This is a genomic window from Stieleria magnilauensis, from assembly GCA_007753675.1.
In the GTDB taxonomy this organism is placed as follows: Bacteria; Planctomycetota; Planctomycetia; order Pirellulales; family Pirellulaceae; genus Stieleria; species Stieleria magnilauensis.
In genome coordinates this window covers 982,278-1,002,367 of the sequence record CP036432.1, presented here as the reverse complement: position 1 = coordinate 1,002,367, position 20,090 = coordinate 982,278, and the positions used below count along the sequence as shown (strand labels likewise).

The 20,090-nt window shown below is 58.3% G+C and carries 16 protein-coding genes; 2 read left to right on the top strand and 14 right to left on the bottom strand.

Features of this window, described 5'->3' with window-relative positions:
• Positions 1–11: 11 nt before the first annotated feature.
• From TBK1r_RS03620 to TBK1r_RS03610, 3 genes are all read right to left on the bottom strand, one after another.
• The gene (locus TBK1r_RS03620) at positions 12–1,064 is read right to left on the bottom strand and encodes a DUF1559 family PulG-like putative transporter (RefSeq protein WP_145221975.1); all 1,053 of its coding nucleotides are present in this window, start codon (positions 1,062–1,064) and stop codon (positions 12–14) included.
• Positions 1,065–1,388: 324 nt separating this feature from the next.
• Complete coding sequence (locus TBK1r_RS03615; protein WP_145207574.1) at positions 1,389–2,420, bottom strand: hypothetical protein; 1,032 nt, start codon at positions 2,418–2,420, stop codon at positions 1,389–1,391.
• A 3-nt stretch (positions 2,421–2,423) separates the two neighbouring features.
• Positions 2,424–3,008 (bottom strand): YceI family protein, encoded by a 585-nt coding sequence (locus TBK1r_RS03610; protein WP_145207573.1) that lies wholly within the window; start codon positions 3,006–3,008, stop codon positions 2,424–2,426.
• A 547-nt stretch (positions 3,009–3,555) separates the two neighbouring features.
• On the opposite strand from TBK1r_RS03610, the gene TBK1r_RS03605 reads away from it, so the two are divergent.
• Positions 3,556–4,491, top strand: a complete 936-nt coding sequence (locus tag TBK1r_RS03605; protein ID WP_145207572.1) for a CBS domain-containing protein — start codon at positions 3,556–3,558, stop codon at positions 4,489–4,491.
• Positions 4,492–5,109: 618 nt separating this feature from the next.
• Here TBK1r_RS03605 and TBK1r_RS03600 read toward each other — a convergent pair.
• The 3 genes from TBK1r_RS03600 to TBK1r_RS03585 form a co-directional block, all read right to left on the bottom strand.
• A protein-coding gene (locus TBK1r_RS03600; protein ID WP_145207523.1) for an IS3 family transposase occupies positions 5,110–6,281 on the bottom strand; the annotation gives its coding sequence in 2 pieces (ribosomal slippage) (positions 5,110–6,032 and positions 6,032–6,281; 1,173 coding nt in all).
• 303 nt (positions 6,282–6,584) lie between these two features.
• Positions 6,585–8,294, bottom strand: a complete 1,710-nt coding sequence (locus TBK1r_RS03590) for an IS1182 family transposase (RefSeq protein ID WP_419580931.1) — start codon at positions 8,292–8,294, stop codon at positions 6,585–6,587.
• A 282-nt stretch (positions 8,295–8,576) separates the two neighbouring features.
• Positions 8,577–10,031: a protein kinase domain-containing protein gene (locus TBK1r_RS03585; RefSeq protein WP_419580930.1), complete on the bottom strand. Its 1,455-nt coding sequence runs from the start codon at positions 10,029–10,031 to the stop codon at positions 8,577–8,579.
• Positions 10,032–10,674: 643 nt separating this feature from the next.
• Between TBK1r_RS03585 and TBK1r_RS03580 the strand changes: the two genes are divergently transcribed.
• Complete coding sequence (locus TBK1r_RS03580) at positions 10,675–12,864, top strand: prolyl oligopeptidase family serine peptidase (RefSeq protein WP_145207569.1); 2,190 nt, start codon at positions 10,675–10,677, stop codon at positions 12,862–12,864.
• On the opposite strand, the gene TBK1r_RS03575 is transcribed toward TBK1r_RS03580, so the two are convergent.
• The 8 genes from TBK1r_RS03575 to TBK1r_RS03545 form a co-directional block, all read right to left on the bottom strand.
• Entirely contained in the window at positions 12,818–14,269 is a 1,452-nt protein-coding gene (locus TBK1r_RS03575; protein ID WP_419580929.1) for a glycerophosphodiester phosphodiesterase, read from the bottom strand. The genes TBK1r_RS03580 and TBK1r_RS03575 overlap by 47 nt on opposite strands.
• A 41-nt stretch (positions 14,270–14,310) precedes the next feature.
• Positions 14,311–14,775 carry a response regulator gene (locus TBK1r_RS03570; protein ID WP_145207567.1) on the bottom strand — a complete coding sequence of 155 codons (465 nt, stop codon included), beginning with the start codon at positions 14,773–14,775 and terminating at the stop codon, positions 14,311–14,313.
• A 3-nt stretch (positions 14,776–14,778) separates the two neighbouring features.
• Positions 14,779–16,755: an ATP-binding protein gene (locus TBK1r_RS03565; RefSeq protein ID WP_145207566.1), complete on the bottom strand. Its 1,977-nt coding sequence runs from the start codon at positions 16,753–16,755 to the stop codon at positions 14,779–14,781.
• 142 nt (positions 16,756–16,897) lie between these two features.
• Positions 16,898–17,755: an alpha/beta hydrolase gene (locus tag TBK1r_RS03560; RefSeq protein ID WP_145207565.1), complete on the bottom strand. Its 858-nt coding sequence runs from the start codon at positions 17,753–17,755 to the stop codon at positions 16,898–16,900.
• Positions 17,756–17,934: 179 nt separating this feature from the next.
• Positions 17,935–18,180, bottom strand: a complete 246-nt coding sequence (locus TBK1r_RS03555; RefSeq protein WP_145207564.1) for a hypothetical protein — start codon at positions 18,178–18,180, stop codon at positions 17,935–17,937.
• Positions 18,174–18,662 (bottom strand): hypothetical protein, encoded by a 489-nt coding sequence (locus tag TBK1r_RS03550; RefSeq protein WP_145207563.1) that lies wholly within the window; start codon positions 18,660–18,662, stop codon positions 18,174–18,176. The genes TBK1r_RS03555 and TBK1r_RS03550 overlap by 7 nt, the downstream gene beginning before the upstream one ends.
• Complete coding sequence (locus tag TBK1r_RS38220; RefSeq protein WP_419580928.1) at positions 18,663–18,995, bottom strand: hypothetical protein; 333 nt, start codon at positions 18,993–18,995, stop codon at positions 18,663–18,665. It lies immediately after the preceding gene.
• A gap of 127 nt (positions 18,996–19,122) precedes the next feature.
• Positions 19,123–19,629: a hypothetical protein gene (locus tag TBK1r_RS03545; RefSeq protein ID WP_145207562.1), complete on the bottom strand. Its 507-nt coding sequence runs from the start codon at positions 19,627–19,629 to the stop codon at positions 19,123–19,125.
• Between the last annotated feature and the right edge of the window lie 461 nt (positions 19,630–20,090).

Genomic DNA, 20,090 nt, shown 5'->3' with positions numbered 1-20,090 from the left:
TTTTCAGCCTGCTACTCCGGCACGGTCACGGTTTCGCCGCCGGCTCGCGTGGAAAGATTCCGCCAGAGGTCCAAATTGATCGAATCGGTGATGAATCGCACTGAGCCGTCCATCATCGTGACGTTCACACCGCCCTGGTGGTAGCTGCGGCTGGTCACGGCCGCCTGAGTCAGCGCGGTCGTGTCCTTGCCCTCGCGGATGTTCGTGAAGTCGACGTCAAACTCACGACCACTGACCTCGCAAATCACTTTGCGGTTGGGTGAAAACGTGGTGGTGAATCCCGATTGGTGAACGCGACCGTCGACCCATTCGGTGTGGCCGGTGTCGGTCTTAAAGCTGCCGCCCAGGGCGCAGATTTCGGTGGGTTCCAGCGGCGTCGGGATCGTCCCTTCGATTTCCACGTCACGGTAGTACGGCGTCCTGGCTTTGACCTCACCGAACCCGAGCGTGTTGCTCAGCCCATCCAACACATCGCGGAATCGCGACGCACGCCCGGCGACAAACGATCCGGGACCGGTTTCGTTCGTGTTGGGGTTGAACACAAACCACGGCCCGGCGTTGTAGCCGTAGCTGAGTGGATAGTGATACGGGTTGCCGTCGTCATCGTTGCGTTCAAAGTCGTTGATGTCGCTGGGGCACAAGTAAACCGGAACGCGAAAACTGGAAACCTTGATCGACTCGCCGTCCACCGTGATCCGGGCCGCCCCATAACCGGCACCGAAATTGATCGCCGATGCCAAGGCGACGTTTTCGACGTAGGGCAAAATTCTCGCTTGCGTCGACCAGCCGTCGCCGGTCATCGCCGGTCGCGTCCACGCCGGGGGCAAGCGTTTGGTGGCCGATTCATAGTTGTGAACCGCCAAAATCATCTGCTTCATGTTGTTGGTGCAACTCATGCGTCGCGCCGCTTCGCGAGCCGCCTGAACGGCCGGCAACAACAATCCGACCAGAATACCGATGATCGCGATCACGACCAGCAACTCCACCAAGGTGAAGGCGTTTCGTCTTGGCCGGCTGGTGGTCGACAGCGACCTGCAACGCAACGACATACAACGCAGCGACATCAAACGGGGCTGGGCAGGCATGATGGAGTATCTCCTCGGATCTGTTCCGTCCCTGGGTGGACGGTCCGGTTGTGCGGGTGAAAGGTAGGACTGCCGTGCCGATCGCGGCACTAACGCTAATGAGAATTGTTCTCGACAAGTATTCTGCGAAGCCGAGATCTTTTTTGCAAGAGGTGTAGCGAAAAAAGATCAGAGCGGGAAATCAGCGTCCTTTTCCGGCTCTCAGGACGCCGCGAGGCGGCTAACCATTGAGTGGATCGCCAGCAATCCAACGCCGCTCTGTCAGCCCGACGGGCATGCGAGTGGCACCGCCCGGCCCCTTGCTCAGGCGTTCGGGCTTCGATCGACAGCCCGCTCGGCGGGGTTTGCGAAGAACCAATCCCCCTCCAACAGAAACGGCCCCCACGCCATTGGACCGATTTTTTTTCCCAGTTCCATCACGACCAGCGGGGCCAGATCGCGGTCGAAATCACGTTTGGCCAACGTCAGCGTGATGACCAGCGGGACCGCAACCAGGCACAAACGAATCGCCCCGACGATCCAAGGCCGTTGGTGTTTCAGTGGCGTGATCTCCGTCACCCAGCACAGCAGGGGCGCCAGACAGATCGCCACGGCGCGGCCGCCAGAGACGCGTCCGAAAAAGTGGCCGATGAACAACACGCCGAACAAGCCGGTCACGCCGACGGCAATCAATACCGGCGGCACCCCAGACGGCGCTTCGCCGGACGCCCCACGTCGGCCGCCGGCCATCACCCAGACCACCGTCGCGGTCCCCAGCAACGCGGCGACCATCGGCATCGCCGCCTCACCGCCTTTTAAGTAACCCGCCATCATCACCGTCGCAGCGGCCGATCCAATGGCCAACCCCAGACTCAGTGGGATCGAAATCCCAGGGCGTCGACTCCCCAATGCGAACATCAGCCCCCAGCAGCTTGCCAACATCGCCCAGCAGACGCCGAACGAGATCGCGGCTTGCCAGGCGGTCCATGACTCGGGATCGCTCACGTACACCGAACCGTGCAGCAGGATGCGTGGGGTCAGCAAGATCAAACCGATCCGCAACCCCCACGCGAACCGATTTGCGACCGCCGGCAACGCGGCGATCCCTTCGATCAACAGCGCCGCGGGAAGGACGACCAGCAACAACCGATCCAGGCCGCTGGACGGCGGCACCGCGACGTGCAGGTCTTCGACCCGCAGCCCCACCAACAATCCGGCAGCGACCGCGATGCCACATGCCGCGTTCAGCCAAGCGACCGTCGGTGACCGGCGCAGCCAAAGCAGCACCACGACGATCGCGGCGGCGGCGACCGCAGCGGACGCGGTCGCCTGGACATACAGCAGCGGATCCGGCATCCGTTACTCGCGAACGCCTTCGCAATCGATCATGATCAACGCCGTGTCGCCGATCGGACCGATGGCCCGCTTGTCGAACCCGTAATCGCTTCGTTTGAGCGCAAGCTCGGTGGAGAACGCGACGCGTTTGACCTTCTTGAAATCGTGTTCCTTGCCGCCCATCAGCACGAGCGTGATCTTGTTGGTTGTTCCGTGCATCGTGAAGTCGCCGGTCACTTCGTAACCACCGTCGATCGGCTTGACGCTCGTACTGCGGAACTCGATCGTCGGAAACTGCTTGGTGTCAAAGTAGTCGGGCTGACGCAGGTGTTCGTCGCGGGCCTTGTTGGCCGTGTCGATGCTATCGGCTTTGATCGTCAATGAAAACGTCGACTTCGACGGATCGTCGCGGTCCAACGAAAACGTGCCGGAGACATCATTGAATCGGCCATGGATCCAACTGATGTCCAAGTGCCGAGCCTTGAAACTGACCGAGGAGTGCACTCCGTCGTATTCGTAAACGTCGGCCGCCGAAACCGACACTCCGCCGGCTGCCGACAGGGCGCCCAGCAGGAGAGCCAAAACCAAACTCGTACAGTGATGTCGCATCAGTCATTCTTCAAAATTGGAATCGAAATCGGTTGACGAGTCGCACGCGCCACTCGCCCAGTCGGAACTGTATACCAAAACCCACACCGATTCGGTTGCGGGCGATTCGGCTGCAGGCGATTCGATCGCAAGTGGCGCAGCGGCAGAAACGGTGCCCATGCCCCCAAGAGACACGAGCCGGTCGCCGGGCCATGCTCGGCCCGTAGGCGCCCAGTCGATTGACGAACACCCGCCGACCATTGACGGTCACCCGCCGGAGTCAACAAGCCGCCCTGCGACGACCACGTTTCGCTGCTTTCGCTCGCTGTAACAAAAATTACCTGTCCAGTGGACAGAATGTCGCAACTTGCCGGTGAGTTCGTTATAGTTAATGCAGGGGGCGTGCAGCGGATGAACTGCTCGGCGGCTGATGGCGCGTCATTTCGCCCCGTCATTCGATTGAACAGGAGCCACGGCGCGAGGAAGGGGTTTGGGATCGGAAAGGGCGGTTACCAACCCGACGATCGAGGACTTTTTACAAACTTATCTAATCTGCGAGAGGCTTGAAATGAACGAAGTGAAAGTGGCTCAGGATTTCATGCGTCGCAAATTGGTGACGCTCTCCCCGCACACCAAAGTGCTTGACGGTGTGGCCCGACTGTTGCGCGACAACATCTCCGGTGCGCCGGTCGTGGACGATCAAAACCAGTACGTCGGCGTGTTCAGCGAAAAGGCCTGCATGAAGGCGCTCAGCGGTTCGGTGGCCGCCGCGATCGAACTGGGGATCAGCGCGCCCAAGGTCCGCGAGTTCATGAAACGTGATTTGATCACGCTTTCACAAGATGACGACGTCTTTCGTTCGATCGATCACATTCTCAGCAAACGCATATCCGGTGCACCGGTCGTCGACGCCAAGGGAAATTTCTTAGGGATCTTCTCCGAGAAGACGGCGATGCGAGTGTTGGTCGCGGCGCTCTACGACCAGGTGCCGGGCACCAATGTGGGTTCCTACATGAACCTGGATCGCAATCGAATCATCGACGAAAACGATTGCCTGCATGACGTCGCGCGAAAGTTCGAAGAAACGCCGTATCGCCGACTGCCGATTCTCCACGGTGAAAAGCTCGCCGGTCAGGTCAGCCGACGTGACGTGCTGCGCGCCCAACATCGCATCGCCCTGGAGGTCGCTGATCGCGTCCGCCGCAACGGTGCATCAGGCTCCATCGCCGAGTCGGCCAAGGACCACGAGGTCGGCGAGTTTGCCGACACCGCGGCGCTCACGCTGGGCCCCAACGCGGACATCCTGCAAATCGCTCAGCTGTTCTTGAACTCGCCCTACCGACGGGTTCCGATCGTCAGCGGAGGCAAACTGGTCGGCCAGATCAGTCGACGCGACTTGCTGGAAGCCGCCGCCGATCTGCTGCGTCCCGACCCCGCACGGCACCAAGCGAGCCCGCTCTACTTGAGCCCCCTGGCCGACTCGCTACCGCCATCGATGCGCTGACCAGAATCGATTCGCTGCGAACCCGACCAGGCAACGCTGTGAAGCATTTTTTAGCGGCAGGGCGCAAGCCCTCCGGTCTATCATCGCTAATACCGGACGGCTCGCGCCGTTCCGCTAACACCGTGAGTGTTTCTGGTTAGCGGCAGGGCGCGAGCCCTCCGGTCTTTCAACGCTGATACCGGACGCCTCGCGCCGTTCCGCTAACACCGTGAGTGTTTCCTGTTAGCGGCAGGGCGCGAGCCCTCCGGTCTTTCAACGCTAATACCGGACGCCTCGCGCCGTTCCGCTAACACCGTGAGTGTTTCCTGTTAGCGGCAGGGCGCAAGCCCTCCGGTCTTTCAACGCTAATACCGGACGCCTCGCGCCGTTCCGCTAACACCGTGAGTGTTTCCTGTTAGCGGCAGGGCGCAAGCCCTCCGGTCTATCAACGCTAATACCGGACGCCTCGCGCCGTTCCGCTAACACCGTGAGTGTTTCTTGTTAGCGGCAGGGCGCGAGCCCTCCGGTCTTTCAACGCCAATACCGGACGCCTCGCGCCGTTCCGCTAACTGGAATTGCCCACGAAAAGTTGACAGTGGACCGATCTTAACGGGAAGGTAAATAGCGAGCCCTGATGGATCAGGTTTCACCAACGAGTGACGTTCTGGTAATCGCTTGCTCAAAGTCGATTGGACTTCGGTAGTCCAGTGACGAGTGCAAGCGGCGAGGGTTGTAAAATTGTTCGATGTAATCTGACACGCCGCGTGTGGCGTGTTCATGGGTGCCGTAGACTTCTTGGACTTCCTCGGTCTTGTAGCTCTTGAAGAAAGATTCCATCGGTGCGTTGTCGTAGCAGTTCCCGCGGCGACTCATGCTCTGAACAAGTTCACGTTCGGCCAACCGGCGTCGAAACGCTGCGCTCGCATACTGAGAACCGCGATCGCTGTGGACGATCAACCCCGCACTTGGGGAACGAAACGCAATCGCTTGATCGAGCGATTCAATCACCAGCTCGGAATCGATCTTACGACTGGTTTTCCATCCGATGATCTTTCGTGAATGCAGGTCGACAAACGCGCACAGGTAGGTGAATCCTTCTTTTGTAGGGATGTAGGTGATGTCGGTAAGCCAGACTTGATTGATGTCTTCTGTCGAGAAATCTTGGTTGAGTCGATTGGGGGCGATCGGCTGATCGTGATTGGAATCGGTTGTCGATATTCGGAACTTAGTCCGCCGATTCGCCTGGATTCCGGCCTTCTGCATGTATTTGGCTACGGTGTTTCGGCAGCACTGGATGCCTTGCTTAATGACCTCACGATGCATCCGCGGACTTCCGTAGGAATCGAAGTGATTCCCCAACCGGATTTCGTGGATGGCCTGAGTGACCTGCATTTCTTTGACTTTGGTTTCGCTAGGATCACGGGCGACAAACCGGTAGTATGCCGCACGCGTCACTTCCAGGACTCGACAGAGGACCGCGATCGGCCATCGATCGCGATGTTCGCCGATAAACTGCAGCCTCAGTTGCTTTCTTTCGCAAAGAACGCCGTCGCTTTTTTTAAAATGTCTCGCTCCATTTTGAGCTGCCGGTTCTCTTCACGCAGTCGTTTGAGTTCAGCTTCAACCGACTGATTACCAGCGACCCCGTCTGCGAGAGTCCCATCTTCCTCGAAAGACTTCTTCCAATTGCGGATCAGGTTATCGCCAACGCCAAGGTCTCGGGCGACAACGGTATACGACAGTCCTTGTTCCATCACTTTCTTGACGGCGGCCAGTTTGAATTCTCGGCTGAATTTTCGACGCTTGTCCATGAATCGGTTCTCCTGTCAGAGAAGTCTGACATCTGCCAATCCACTGTCAACTTTTCGTGGGCAATTCCAAACACCGTGAGTGTTTCTGGTTAGCGGCAGGGCGCAAGCCCTCCGGTCTATCAACGCTAGTACCGGACGCCTCGCGGCCTGTCGATTTAGTTCCTGGGGACGGTTGATTCGATTTTGGTTCCGGACGAGGCTTTTATGGTGCTATGCGGGGCATCCAGAGTCGTTGGTAAGCGTGTTGACGGGATCGTGGCGTTCGCTTGTGGCGGATTTCGTTCGAAATGCCCCCTATCTCCCCTAGTTTGCTGTTCCGAGCGATTGTGTCGCCGCGGCGGCGCGCAGCTTCGCCAAGTAACTCATGATTTTCTTCAGATTGAATCCGGTCGCCGCCCAGCGCCATTCTTGATTCACACCTGCGATACCTCGAAGCAGGAATCGCCGCATATCAAGCGTGCTCTTGATCACGGCGAAAGGCGTTTCACCGAAATGCTGACGACGAGAGTAAGCCTCTTTGGCTGCAGGCGTTTCCATTCGCGCACGCTGCCGACGTCGCGCTCCTTCATGCTCATCATGCATCGTCTCGCGACCACGTGGCGGGCCAGGCTTGCGACCACGTCGCTTGCCCGCTCGCTTGTCCGACGAGGTCGCTTCGCTGGACTCCTGGGACGATGCCTCGCTGCTGCTTGCCTCGTCTTTTGGCTTCACGTTCTTGCGACAACGCCCAGCCAGCGTGCAGCCCTCGCATTCAAAACAGGTGTAAACCTTTCGCTGCACCGGAGAGCCGTCGCCATGCGTCGTGTTCTCGGTCGTCCGATGTGAAAGCACTTTGCCTGCCGGGCAGTAATAGCAGTCGTTCGCTTCGTCGTACACAAACGCTGCTTTGTCAAATCGTTTGGTTTGTGGAGTAACCGGCAACTGATCAATCTGATCGGCGGCAACGGGCTCAGTCAAATCCGAACGCTCGGCAGGGTTGTTCTCGCGATTGGTTTCGGCAAGCGGGCCAATCAGTTCGATCTGTTTTTCCTCAGCCGCAGTGAGGTTTTTGCCCGTCGTGTAAGCCGAGTCAGCCATGACTCGCTTAATGTCAATTCCAAAGTCGTTGGCCACACAGTCGACGATGGTGGCAAATTCGTGGTGTTCGACGTTGCCGATCAAGACGTCCGCCGCAACGATCAGGCCGCTCTGCGTTTCGGTCGTCGCCATCGGAGTAAAGTTGGCTGCGTAACCACCCTCCTTATTGGGAAGAATGCGACTGTCCGTGTCAGTCTTGGGTAACTGGGCGGGGCCCTTCGTCCCATTTTTCCTGCGGACTTCGTCCATCGCATTGACCGTCTCCAGATGAGCGGCCAGTTGTGAGCGGCGTGACTTCAAGTTGGCGACGGCGGCGGGGAGGCGGTCCGCCGAAACGTCCTGGCCGATGAGATCTTCGTCGCATGCGTCGTTGACTTCGAAGGTTTCCAGGGCCTCATCAATTTGCGCGTCAAGTTCTTCGAGTGCTTTGGCTAATCGTTTGGCCGTCCAAGTCTTGTATTTGTTGGCGTCAGCCAGGATGCGTGTGCCGTCGATGCACAGTTCCGAGAGATTGGCGATCCCCAGGTTGATCGCCAGCTTGACCATTTGTTTGAAGATGCCTTTGACTGCATCACTATTGTTTCGGCGGAAGTCGCTGATCGTGCTGTGATCGATGCGGCGACCGCTGCTAAGCCAGATAAAATCGATCGAATGCTTGAGTTCGTATTCAATGTTCCGGCTGGATCGGATTCGCCGAATCATGGCAAACAGCAGGATCTTTGCCATTACGCTGGGATGGATCGGCGGCTGACCGAATCCGCCGTTGTAGGCCGCCTCCCAATCAGTCCAGTCCATCTGATCGAGAATCTCGTCGACCAAGCGAACGGGATGATCCTGAGGGATGAGTTCCTCCAGGGCGGTGGGAATGAGGACCAGTTGCCCGCGTGGTGTAGGAGCTTCCTGCCAATAGCTGGTCTTGGGTTGTCTCTGGCTCACTGGGCAAGCCTCCCTGCGTGAGAAGTGAATCGCGACGACGATCCGCCAAGAATAGCAAACATCGTGACGATGCCTACTAAGCCACCTCCCCTCGTTTTGTGGATACACTAAACCGACAGGCCGCTCGCGCCGTTCCGCTAACACCGTGAGTGTTTCTTGTTAGCGGCAGGGCGCGAGCCCTCCGGTCTTTCAACGCCAATACCGGACGCCTCGCGCCGTTCCGCTAACACCGTGAGTCGACCCCCGCGGCGAATCGATTCGCTGAGACCTCGCGGCGCGGATTCAATTCTCCATCGCGGCGTGTCGGGAGAAGGTGACGAAGATCACGCGTTCGAGCTGGTGGGCGGTCAACTCATCTTTGGAAATGAAGTCAGTCGCCCCCGCATTCACACAGGCCTCGGCGACCTGTTCGTCGGAAAGTCCCGTCAGCACCACGATCGGCACCTCGCTGTGCTCGCTGCGGAAACGCTCCACCGTCGCGACCCCCGCGCTGTCGGGCAACGTCAGATCCAGGAAGACCAGATCGACCGAATGCTCGGCTTGGATTTCGATGCCGTCGGACAAACAAGTTGCCTGATGAATCATCAAACTGTCATTGGCCATCTTGAGCAATTCGACCGCCAACAACATGTCCGATTGGCTGTCTTCGACGATCAACACACTGAGCTGTTGTGAAGTGACGTTCTGCCCTAAATCCTCCAATGCCTTCCCCAAGTCTTGTTCCAACGCCAAACAACTTTGGTAGCGTTGACGTCGATCGTATGCGACCATCTTGGAATAGATCTGGAACAGATTCGGCGGCAGACAGTCAGAGGGGATCTCGCGAAACCGCCGCTTGGAAACGAGATTCCGGTATTGCCGCGAAAACGTCTTGCCGCGGACACGAATCTTCCCGGTCAGCAGGTAGAACCAGGTGGCGCCCAGGCTATAGATGTCCGAGCGGACATCGGCCCTGGAAAGCGACTTGGCCTGCTCGGGTGCCATGTACGGCAACGTTCCGGCGATTTGCGTTTCTCGCGTCAAATTGAACGACTGCGTCTCTTCTTCTAACGATCCGATTCGCATCGACGCCAACCCCAAGTCGACCAGTTTGACTTGATCGTTGCCATTGAGAATGATGTTGCCCGGCTTGATGTCTCGGTGGACCAGTTCGCGGCAATGCGCATGTGCCAGCGCGCGGACGACTTGCAAGATGTACGCCGAGGATCGCCGCCAATCCATCGGTCCGCTGTCGGCAACCATGGCATTGAGATCAGGACCTTGCATCAATTCCATCGCGATGTAAGGCATGCCGTGAATTTCGCCGACCTCATACGCGGTGACGATATTGGGGTGCGCCACCTGCTGCACCATCTTCATTTCGCGATGAAACCGCTCGCTCGTCCGCGCGTTATGCAGCACTTTGATCGCGAAGACTTTGCCCGTGCCCGCTTCGTGAGCCCGAAACACATGCGCTTCGCCACCACACCCCAACAGTTGATCGATCACAAAGTGTTCGATCTGATCACCGGGCTGCAGCAACGAAATGTGGTGAAACGAATCCTCCGAACCCCACACCCCGGCAAACTCTTCCTCGATCAATCGCATTTGACCGGAATCAAACGCGCCGGTCGCTTCGAGTCGCTGTAGGGACAATTGCAGTTTGTCCGAGATGCTGCACGCTGTCTTTGCCAACCGATCCGACAGATTTCGGTGGATGGGGACGAAGGTCGAACGGTCTTGATTCGGACCAATCATCGCTGGCGATCCGTGCATGTTATTGAGCAGTGCGATGCCCCAGAATCGCAGACGAGCTTAAGATCGAGTGGGCAAGCGTGCCTGGCCTTAAGCGACCATGGTCCTTTCCCGTCCACTCGTTCCTAAGTACGTAAGTATAGCAGTCCTTCTGCGGTATTCGCTACTAGATACGCCCGAACACTAACGACGATTTTCCGCCCACGGCTGACGAAGTCCGCACACAGCACCGCCGACCGCAAACCAACAAACCGAGGCCGATCTGTCACAATCTCCGCGTTTGACGGGTCTCCTTGGACGGTCGAGTGCGAAATTGCGTGCCGCCACGGAGCGGTCTGGGGCCCCGTCCTCGACCAGGCAGCACCTTTTGACACAAATCGATACATTAACAAACGGCTGTCGTGGACCTCGCTCACGCGCTGGTCCGTCGAATCAACCGTTTGGCGCGAGCCCAATACCGCTCAATCGACAAGGTTTTGACCAGCGCAGGGCCCGTAGGCTGGCGCCAAACGGCTGATCATCAATTGATATCAGCCGGTTCGCGCCAGCGTCCGGGCCCCCCTCAATTTCAACCGCCGAACGCCTCCGCGACCTCCACGTTACCGTCCACCAACAATCGATCCCGAACCAAGCACGCGAGCGCCACATGCCCCACCGTCACCCTCGACTGAAAGTTCTGTTTGCCGGAGTGATCACCGTTTTGTCGTCCCATCCCCTACCGGCACAGCCGCCGGCAACCCGCACCTCACCGACCGTTGACACCTACCATGGCGTCGACGTCGTCGACAACTATCGCTGGCTAGAAGACTGGAACGACGCAGAAGTCAAACGCTGGAGCGAAGACCAGAACGCGCACGCGCGGGAGTATCTGGACGGACTGCCCGGCGTCGATGCGATTCGCAAACGCGTGACCGAGATCATGACCGCGCAACATGATTCCTACAGCGGCGTTCGCTTCGCCGCCGGTCGATACTTTGCGATGAAGAGTCAGCCTCCCAAAGAGCAGCCGTTCTTGATCAGCTTCGATTCACTTGGCGACCTGGACAACGCTCGCGTGCTGTTTGATCCCAACGTGGTCGATACCGAAGGGACAACCTCGGTGGATTGGTTCGAACCGTCACCCGACGGATCACTCGTCGCGATCTCGTTGTCCAGCGGCGGAAGCGAAGTCGGCGACGTGTCGGTCTTTGACTGCAACAGCGGCGAAAAAGTCTTCGAAACCGTCCCACGCGTCAATTCAGGAACAGCAGGTGGCGACCTCGCTTGGGCGCCCGACGGCAAAGGTTTTTATTACACCCGGCACCCGCGCCCGGGTGAGCGCGCCGAGGTCGATCTGAATTTCTATCAGCAACTCTATTTCCATCAGCTCGGCACCGACAGCGCTGACGATCGCTTCGAATTGGGAACCGACTTTCCAAGAATCGCAGAGATCGAAGTCGAAGTTCACCACCAGACCGGTCGCGTTCTGTGCAATGTCCAAAACGGTGATGGCGGTGAGTTTGCGCATTACGTGCGACGGGCCGACGGGCGCTGGATGCAATTCAGTCGCTTCGGGGACAAATTGGTCCAGGCGACGTTCGAGCCCAGCGGGGACATCCTTGCCATCACCCGCGAAGACGCACCGCGCGGCAAGATCGTTCGGATTTCAACGCTGACAACCAAAGGTGCGTTGATCGAACCGCTGATCCCCGAGAGCGAGGACACGATCGTGACCAGTTTCTATCGCGCACCGCCCAGTCTGGTCGCGACCGAGGACCGGATCTACGTCACCTACCAACTCGGCGGCCCTTCGGAAATTCGTGTCTTTGATCGCGACAGGAACGCCCTGGCCAAACCCAAGCAATTGCCGATCTCCAGCGTCGGCGGGCTCGAGCCGCTCAGCGGTGATGACATCTTGTTTTACAACAGCTCCTACGTCGATCCGACGCTCTGGTTTCATTACGACGCATCCGACGAAACGACCATCAAAACACCGCTATCCAGCGAGTCTCCGGTGGACATGAGCGACGTCCGCGTGACCCGCCAGTTTGCCGTCTCCAAAGACGGCACGAAGGTACCGGTCAACATCATGCGTCCCGCGTCGGCCGAAGGCCCCGGCCCACTGGTGCTGTACGGCTACGGAGGCTACGGCATCAATTTGACGCCGCGTTTCAACGCCAGCAACAAAGTGCTCTTGGAGAATGGCGTCACCTATGTCGTCGCCAACCTTCGCGGCGGCGGTGAATATGGCGAAGCCTGGCATTTGGACGGAAACCTGACCAACAAACAAAACGTTTTTGACGACTTCTACGCGGCAGCTCGCTTCTTGATCGACAATGGCTACACGACATCGGACCAGCTGGCGATCATGGGCGGTTCCAACGGCGGTTTGCTGATGGGCGCCACCCTGACGCAGCATCCCGATCTGGCCAAAGCCGTGGTGTCCTCGGTCGGCATCTACGACATGCTGCGTGTCGAATTGTCGCCCAACGGATCGTTTAACATTCCCGAATTCGGCACGGTCCAAAACCCCGACCATTTCAAAGCCATGCGGGCCTATTCACCGTTTCACAACGTCACCGATGGAACGAACTACCCGGCGGTCATCTTCTTTACCGGCGCCAACGACCCGCGTGTCGATCCGATGCAATCCCGCAAGATGACGGCACGTCTGCAAGCGGCGTCCACATCGGGTCTGCCGGTGCTGTTGCGGACCAGTGCCAACGCCGGACACGGCGGCGATTCCGGTCTGTCACAGAAGATCGAACAGGTGGTCGATACCTGCGCGTTTCTGTTTCATCACCTGGGCGTCACGGTTCAACAGCCGCCGTCAACAGATCCGGCCGATCGGTCGTGATGCTGTCCACGCCCCAGCGACGCAACGCACGCATCACCGCGGCCTCGTTCACGGTCCAGGTCCACACCGCCAAGCCGCGTTGTTTCAGCTCGGCGACCAGAGCCGGTGAAAGGATTTTGTAGTTCAAATCCAAGATCGTTGCGTTGCATTGATCGGCACGCCTTTTTAACCAATCGGCTTGTTCGGCCGGTGTGCCTTCGATGGCATCGCCAAACAGCCAGGCACAGGTGAGTCTCGGTTCCAATTCACGGATCTCCCGCACCACCTGTTGGCTGAATGCGATCACCGCGACTTGATCGACCATGTCCAACGCGCGGACGTCGTCGATCACCTGTTGAGAAATCCCTTCCATCTTGATTTCGATCACGGGTTGACAGCTTGTACCGCGGAGCCGCCGCAGTGCCTCCTTGAGCGTCGGCACCCGCTCCCCGGCAAAACGGGTATCTTTCCATGACCCTGCATCGAGTTGGCGGAGATGATCGAGACTGAGTTCGGTGACACGTCCCGTACCGTCGGTGGTGCGATCGACGGTCTTGTCGTGCATCAAGACGACCGTCCCATCGCCGCAGCGGTAGACATCAAATTCGCAGCCGCTGGCGCCAACCTGGATCGCCTCGCTGATCGCGACCAACGTGTTCTCCGGTGCGACGGCTGAATAACCTCGATGGGCAACCGTCTCACAAGCCCTCACAGCCCTAGAGACATCGCTGCCGTCCTCGGACAATCGACGCACCGAAACGTCGTCAAACGAAGCGATGCAACCGCTCACGCCCAGCCCCACACAGCCGCGATCTCGGTCGACACAATAATGGCTGCTCAAGACCTGTTTCCCATCCAAGTGGACTTCCACGTACGATTGGCGGACGATCGCTTTCAGCTTTCGAGGCCGGTTCAACTCGCTGGACTTCGACGCCGCAGCCGTCTGGCGAACGCTCCACTGACGCGGAGTCGTCCGGACGGCAAACTCCACACCGTTCTTTTGCGTCGCATCAAACCGAACCGGCACCTGGGACCACGGCGTCTGTCCGTCCTCAGAAGCCCGCACCAGCAGCGAAACCCAACGCGCCGGGTCACGGACTTTCAAAAACGTCACCGTGGCTTCGACTTCATAATTCTTCCAGGACGGGTCACCGAACGTGATGTAACTGTCCGATTCCATCGACCTCGCCAGCAGCACTCCATCGGCCTGTTCCCAGTCGCCCGAAACCACCGACCAGCCCGTCGGCAGACTCCCCCTGCCGTCGAAGCTCTCGATGTGCGCAGGACCCTGTGTGTGTGCAGGGGCCTGTGTGTGTGCAGGGGCCTGTGTGTGTGCAGGGGCCTGTGTATTGGCAGGACCTTGTGCGCGAGCGGGGGGCAACAGCGCGATCACGGCGCTGAACAAGATGGTAAGCCGCAGTGGCATCGGGGCAACTCTCTGGTGGCAATGATTCAAAACGAGAGGGTCTAAACCGTACGTGGCGGCAGGGTGACCCATTTCAACCAGAAATCCCCCAGTGATCGCATCGCACGAACGAAAGCGTTCAGATCGACCGGTTTGGTGATGTAGCAATTGGCGTTTTCGCCATAGGCTTCCAACACATCACGCTCGTCGTCGGAGGTGGTCAACACGATGACGGGCAGAAACTGCAAGGCGTCATCGGCGCGAATCTCCTTGAGGACTTCGTGGCCATTTTTACGCGGCATGTTCAGGTCCAACAAGACGACGTCGGGGCGGCGCACGTCGGAATACTTGCCTTCACGGCGTAGATAAGCCAATGCCTCGACGCCATCTTCCACATGATGTAACCGTTCCGTCACACAACCTTCACGCAACGCCTCGATCGTCAGCATCGCGTCACTGGGACTGTCTTCGACCAACAACACTTCAATCTTTCGTTTCGCATCGAGTGAGTCGTCTGGCGGAGTCATGGTTTATGCCGGCAATAGAGTGAAAAAGAAGGTGCTGCCCGAGCCCGGTTCGGACTCCACCCAGATTCGTCCACTGTGACGCTCGACGATTCGCTTGGCGATGGCGAGTCCCAACCCCGTACCAGGATAACGGGTTCGTCCGTGCAGCCGTTGAAAAATGACAAAGATCCTGTCTTGATATTCGCTCTCCAGGCCGATTCCGTTGTCGCGGACCGAAAAACGCCACAGGTCCGACTCACGCTCGGCCGCGATCTTGATTTGCGGCGCGTTCTCGCCGCAGAATTTAATCGCGTTGCCGATCAGATTTTGGAACAATTGAATCAGCTGGTCCCGATCCCCCTTGATACTGGGCAACTCATCGACGTCGATCACCGCGTCGTGCTCTTCAATCGCGACGGCGAGGTTTTTCAGGGCGTCGTCCACCACGCCGTGCATGTCCACCGCGACCATTTCTCGGCCGCGGGATTGCACCCGGGAATAGTCCAACAAATTGTTGATCAACTGCTGCATCCGTTTTGCACCGTCGACCGCGTGGCCGAGAAACTTCTGGACGCGCTCATCGGCTTGATCGGCCAACGCCATTTCCAGCAGTTGGCAATGCCCGGCCACGGCGCGGAGCGGCTCTTGCAAGTCATGTGACGCGACGTAGGCGAACTGTTGCAGGTCGGCATTGCTCCGCTCCAGTGCCTCCTTCGCCCGCGCCAATGCCTCCGCCTGCCGCTCCCGCTGCAGTTCCTGCAACTTAATCTTTGTGATGTCGCGGGCGACCCCGAAGAGCCCCGTGATCTGTCCGTCTTCATCGTACAGCGGCATCTTGGTGACCAGCACCCAACGCGGTGGGCCTCCATCACGCACCGGCATTTCTTCCTTGTTGACGATGGGTTCCCCCGTCTCCATGATCTTCTGTTCGTCAATGGCGGTTTCGGTGTGCAACTCGCCCGACCAGATCTGTTGATCCGTCTTGCCGATCAATTCATCGGGGTGCTCAAATCCCGCATCACGTGCCATCGCCTGGTTGGCACGCAGAATTCGGCCTTGGCGATCCTTGAAGAAAACGGCATCGGGAATCGTGCTGAGCAATGAATTGATCAAGAACTGCTCGCGGCGCAACATCGCATTGGTTTGTTCAAGCTGCTCCGCATTCTCCTTCAACGCCTCCACGCGGGCTTGATCGGCCGCCCGGCGTTGCAAGGCACGCGCCGTGCGATCATCCGTTTTGATCACGAACCAGAGGGCGACGCCGTAGGCGACCAACCGCAAAAAGTGCCATCCCCACCACGGCAAATCCCAAAGCTTGGATTGTTGGAACATGATCGCCGCGGCGCCAAAGAGCGCGCAGTGCAGGCAGAACAGCAGGTCGTCCTGGTTGCCGGTGCTGCGGTACGTCAATACCATCCGAACCGTCGCGGCGAACATCAACAGCCCGCCGCCGATGTTCATTTGCTGTGCCAGCGGCGTGAATTGACTGCCCTCGGTCATCTTCGGCAGCCGCTCCCCCAGCAGTATCGAACCGATGCCGACCGCGAGCGACACGACCAACACCGCCCAAGGCCACCACTGCGCCCACCGTTTCCATTCACGCGGCAACCAGACCATCACAAACAGCAGCCCGCCGGTGACCGTCGCCAGACTGTGCAGCCAAACAAACGTCGTGCCCACATAGACCATCGCGTGCAGCCCATCCAGAACGCCCATCCCGACCAACGCCGACGCGATCCACGTGTTGTAGCTGGTGCCCGATTGCAGCCGTTCCAACGACAGCAACATCCATGCGACCCCCAAGGCCACGATCGCGCCGGCCATCTCAACGGTCGAATGAAAGGGCTCGTGTGGCCAGCTCAGATCCGCGAACTGCCATCGCGCCGCAATCAACGTCAACAGATGAACGGCCAGACTGACAATCAGAATGGTCCAAAGGGTCCCGACCAGTTCGGCCGTTCGCTGTTCTGCGTCAACCGGACTTGAACGAGGACCGCTCATGATGGAGGCAACCAGGGGAGGAGCTGTGGGCCGTTGACTTCATGCTTTCACACCTGATTGTAGCCGCTGGCCGCGGACCGCGTGCAGTGCTGGACGCCAAGGCCGCCCCTTGGTTGTGACGTTGGTTGAACGGGTTGGCGTTTTACGGAGCGAGTTGCAATTGAAACCATTCCACCATCGATTCGGTCGACCGACGAGCGTCTTCATCGCGGAACCCGTGGCCGGCGCCGGCGACTTCGATCAGCCGACTCATGACGTTCGCCTTCTCAAAGGCGGCATGGATGGTTCGACTGTGCTCGATCGGTACCAGATCATCCTTGTCCCCGGCGATCAACAGCGTCGGTGGATCGTCCGGGGTCACATGAACCAGCGGCGAATCCTCTTCGGCAAGCTTCAGATCGAGATCCAAGGCGGGAAATCTCGCGTAAGCGTCCAGCCGATCGGGCGCGTCTTTGACCATGATCCGCAGATCGGTCGGCGCGACAAAGGCGACGACCGCGGCGACGCGATTGGAAACCCGCTCGACCGGGTCGCTGGCCGCCGGATCGCCATCATCCGACGCCGTCCCCAACATCAGGGACAGATGCCCGCCGGCGCTGTAGCCGAAGACGCCGAGCCGTTGCGGGTCGATCTTGAACCGATCCGCGTTCAGGCGAACGAACCGGACGCTACGACGAACGTCCGAAACCGCTTCGGGGATCGAAAATTTGGGGCTGCTGCCATGGCGGACGGCAAAGACGGTGAAGCCCTTGTCGGTCAACGGCTTGAACCGGCCCTGCATCTGCTCGGGCGGCTGCCAGCGGGAATACCAACCGCCGCTGACCATGAACATGACACCCGCCCCATTGGCGTTTTCGGTCGAAGTGAACACGTCCATCGTCATCGCCAATCCCGACTTGTGGCCATAAACGACGTCCGGTGTGATCGTGACCTCGGCTCGCACCGAAGTCCCCATCAACAGTCCAATCACCAATCCACAAACCAACCCTAATTGTCGCATCGCATGTCATCCCACAAGTGTCACAAACCCGCCGGCCAGCTTCAACAACTCCGCCGGCCCCAAAAGCATTCGGATCATTGTAGTCGTCACATCCCCAACGGTGTCTGCAACCGCCCACCACGCCGCGTCAGCCAGCGCCCCCAGCACGCGGCGTCAGCCAGTGGCCCCAGCACGCAGCGTCAGCCAGTGGCGCGGAGAAGAGATGGCAAAACAATACGGGGCAGAATGATGACAAGAATCAAGCCGCACGCCATCAACGAATCCAGCAAACGTTGGTGTCCAGCCTTCAGGCGCCCTCCCCACGATCCAAAGGATCGCCCCCCAAAACCACCACCCACCGCCACAACCACATTTTTTGACCACTCAATCTTTTGACCAATCTCCAAAGCACAACCAATCCTGCCAAATGAATCGGCAATCACCACCTCGCTGAACAGGTGAGAACGAATGGCAGAACAATACGGGGCAGAACGATGACAAGAACCAAGACGGCCGCCATCAACGCATCCAGCAAACGTTGGTGTCCAGCCTTCAGGCGCCCTCCACACGATCCAAAGGATCGCCCCCCAAAACCACCGCCCACCCCCACAACCACATTTTTTGACCACTCAATCTTTTGACCAATCTCCAAAGCACAACCAATCCTGCCAAATGAATCGGCAATCACCACCTCGCTGAACAGGTGAGAACAAAAGGCAAAATAATTCGGGGCAGAACGATGACAAGAACCAAGATGGCCGCCATCAACGAATCCAGCCACCGTTGGTGTCCAGCCTTCAGGCGCCCTCCCCACGATCCAAAGGATCGCCCCCAAAACCACCACCCACCGCCACAACCACATTTTTTGACCACTCAATCTTTTGACCAATCTCCAAAGCGCAACCAATCCTGCCAAGCGAATCGTCAATCACCACCTCGCTGAACAGGTGAGAACGAATGGCAGAACAATTCGGGGCAGAACGATGACAAGAACCAAGACGGCCGCCATCAACGGATCCAGCAACCGTTGGTGTCCAGCCTTCAGGCGCCCTCCCCACGATCCAAAGGATCGCCCACCAAAACCACCGCCCCCCACCACCACAACATTTTTTGACCACTCAATTTTTTGACCAATCTCCAAAGCGCAACCAATCCTGCCAAATGAATCGGCAATCACCACCTCGCTGAACAGGTGAGAACAAAAGGCAAAATAATTCGGGGCAGAACGATGACAACAACCAAGCCCCGCGCCATCAACCAATCACACAAACGAATCCAGCAAACGTTGGTGTCCAGCCTTCAGGCGCCCTCCCCACGATCCACCTCACACGGCCTCATTGCAGCTTCACCAGATCATCGTCGCTCACATGCGTCACGCCTCCGCGGATTTAGGTATTGTTTTGGAAGCGGATATTTCCCGGGTTGACGTCGGCGATGTAGATCCCGAAGGACTCGAATTCTCCGAGAATTTCTAGGACGGCCGGCCAGTCGTCTTCGAAGTCTTCACTTTTCTGTTCCCGCCAATCCCGCCAGACTTCGGGGGTGTAATCCGGTGGCTGGTCCAAGTAGGCCCCGCCAAAGTCCAGGCAAAATGGCGGGCTAACGATCGTCATCTCGATGGCCAGCAGCTCGTCGTCGAAGCCGATCAGTTGTGGCACTTCATGCCCACGCACCTCGCTGACTTCAAGCTCTTGGAGCCGAAGAAACACCGCCAATTCGCGTCGATAGGCTACGTCACGGCGATGCAACTTAACGGCCATCTCGGTCGGATGGGATAGAACCCGGATCGCGAACACGGTACCCTGAGTCCCAACGCCCAGCGGGCAAACGACTTCGCCATTTCGGGTCTCGACGTAGTGAGCCAACCGTTTTTCCACATCATCAGGAACTAACACGATGACTCCGAGTGTTGTCTTTAGTGCCCAGGTCGAATTGCGTTTGCATGTGGGTGATCGGAGCTATGAGCTAGGGCAACTTGGTCCCGACTTCGCCTTGTTGCGAACGGCAAGTCCGCTGCAAGCCGGTGATGCCGAGATCGAGAGCGTCATCGATGGAAAAACGACCCGCCGTCGAATTCGAATAACAAAAAGCATATCCGGTGATTGCAGGCGTTTTGATTTTGAGTCGAACAATTGAAGCCAAAAAAGGGAAAGGCTTTTTACTTCATCACTCCGGGCAATCAACGCGTCTCATCGCATAAACGAATCGGACGGCTTCTGACATGGGGTTCGATCGAGACGTGTAGCTCGGAACGGTCCTCGTCAAAGCGACCATCTCGATATGATGGTGAGCAACAAGAGCAGGACTGTGGAGAAGTGAGCACGACGAGACCAGGGTCAAAAAATGGGGTGGTCAA

What these genes read in the sequence shown, in the direction of transcription:
- TBK1r_RS03560 (WP_145207565.1), bottom strand. Translation starts at nt 17,755, where the DNA reads ATGCGACAATTAGGGTTGGTTTGTGGATTGGTGATTGGACTGTTGATG.
- TBK1r_RS03565 (WP_145207566.1), bottom strand. Translation starts at nt 16,755, where the DNA reads ATGAGCGGTCCTCGTTCAAGTCCGGTTGACGCAGAACAGCGAACGGCC.
- TBK1r_RS03575 (WP_419580929.1), bottom strand. Translation starts at nt 14,269, where the DNA reads ATGCCACTGCGGCTTACCATCTTGTTCAGCGCCGTGATCGCGCTGTTG.
- TBK1r_RS03605 (WP_145207572.1), top strand. Translation starts at nt 3,556, where the DNA reads ATGAACGAAGTGAAAGTGGCTCAGGATTTCATGCGTCGCAAATTGGTG.
- TBK1r_RS03570 (WP_145207567.1), bottom strand. Translation starts at nt 14,775, where the DNA reads ATGACTCCGCCAGACGACTCACTCGATGCGAAACGAAAGATTGAAGTG.
- TBK1r_RS03580 (WP_145207569.1), top strand. Translation starts at nt 10,675, where the DNA reads ATGCCCCACCGTCACCCTCGACTGAAAGTTCTGTTTGCCGGAGTGATC.
- TBK1r_RS03615 (WP_145207574.1), bottom strand. Translation starts at nt 2,420, where the DNA reads ATGCCGGATCCGCTGCTGTATGTCCAGGCGACCGCGTCCGCTGCGGTC.
- TBK1r_RS03620 (WP_145221975.1), bottom strand. Translation starts at nt 1,064, where the DNA reads ATGTCGCTGCGTTGTATGTCGTTGCGTTGCAGGTCGCTGTCGACCACC.
- TBK1r_RS03610 (WP_145207573.1), bottom strand. Translation starts at nt 3,008, where the DNA reads ATGCGACATCACTGTACGAGTTTGGTTTTGGCTCTCCTGCTGGGCGCC.
- TBK1r_RS03585 (WP_419580930.1), bottom strand. Translation starts at nt 10,031, where the DNA reads ATGATTGGTCCGAATCAAGACCGTTCGACCTTCGTCCCCATCCACCGA.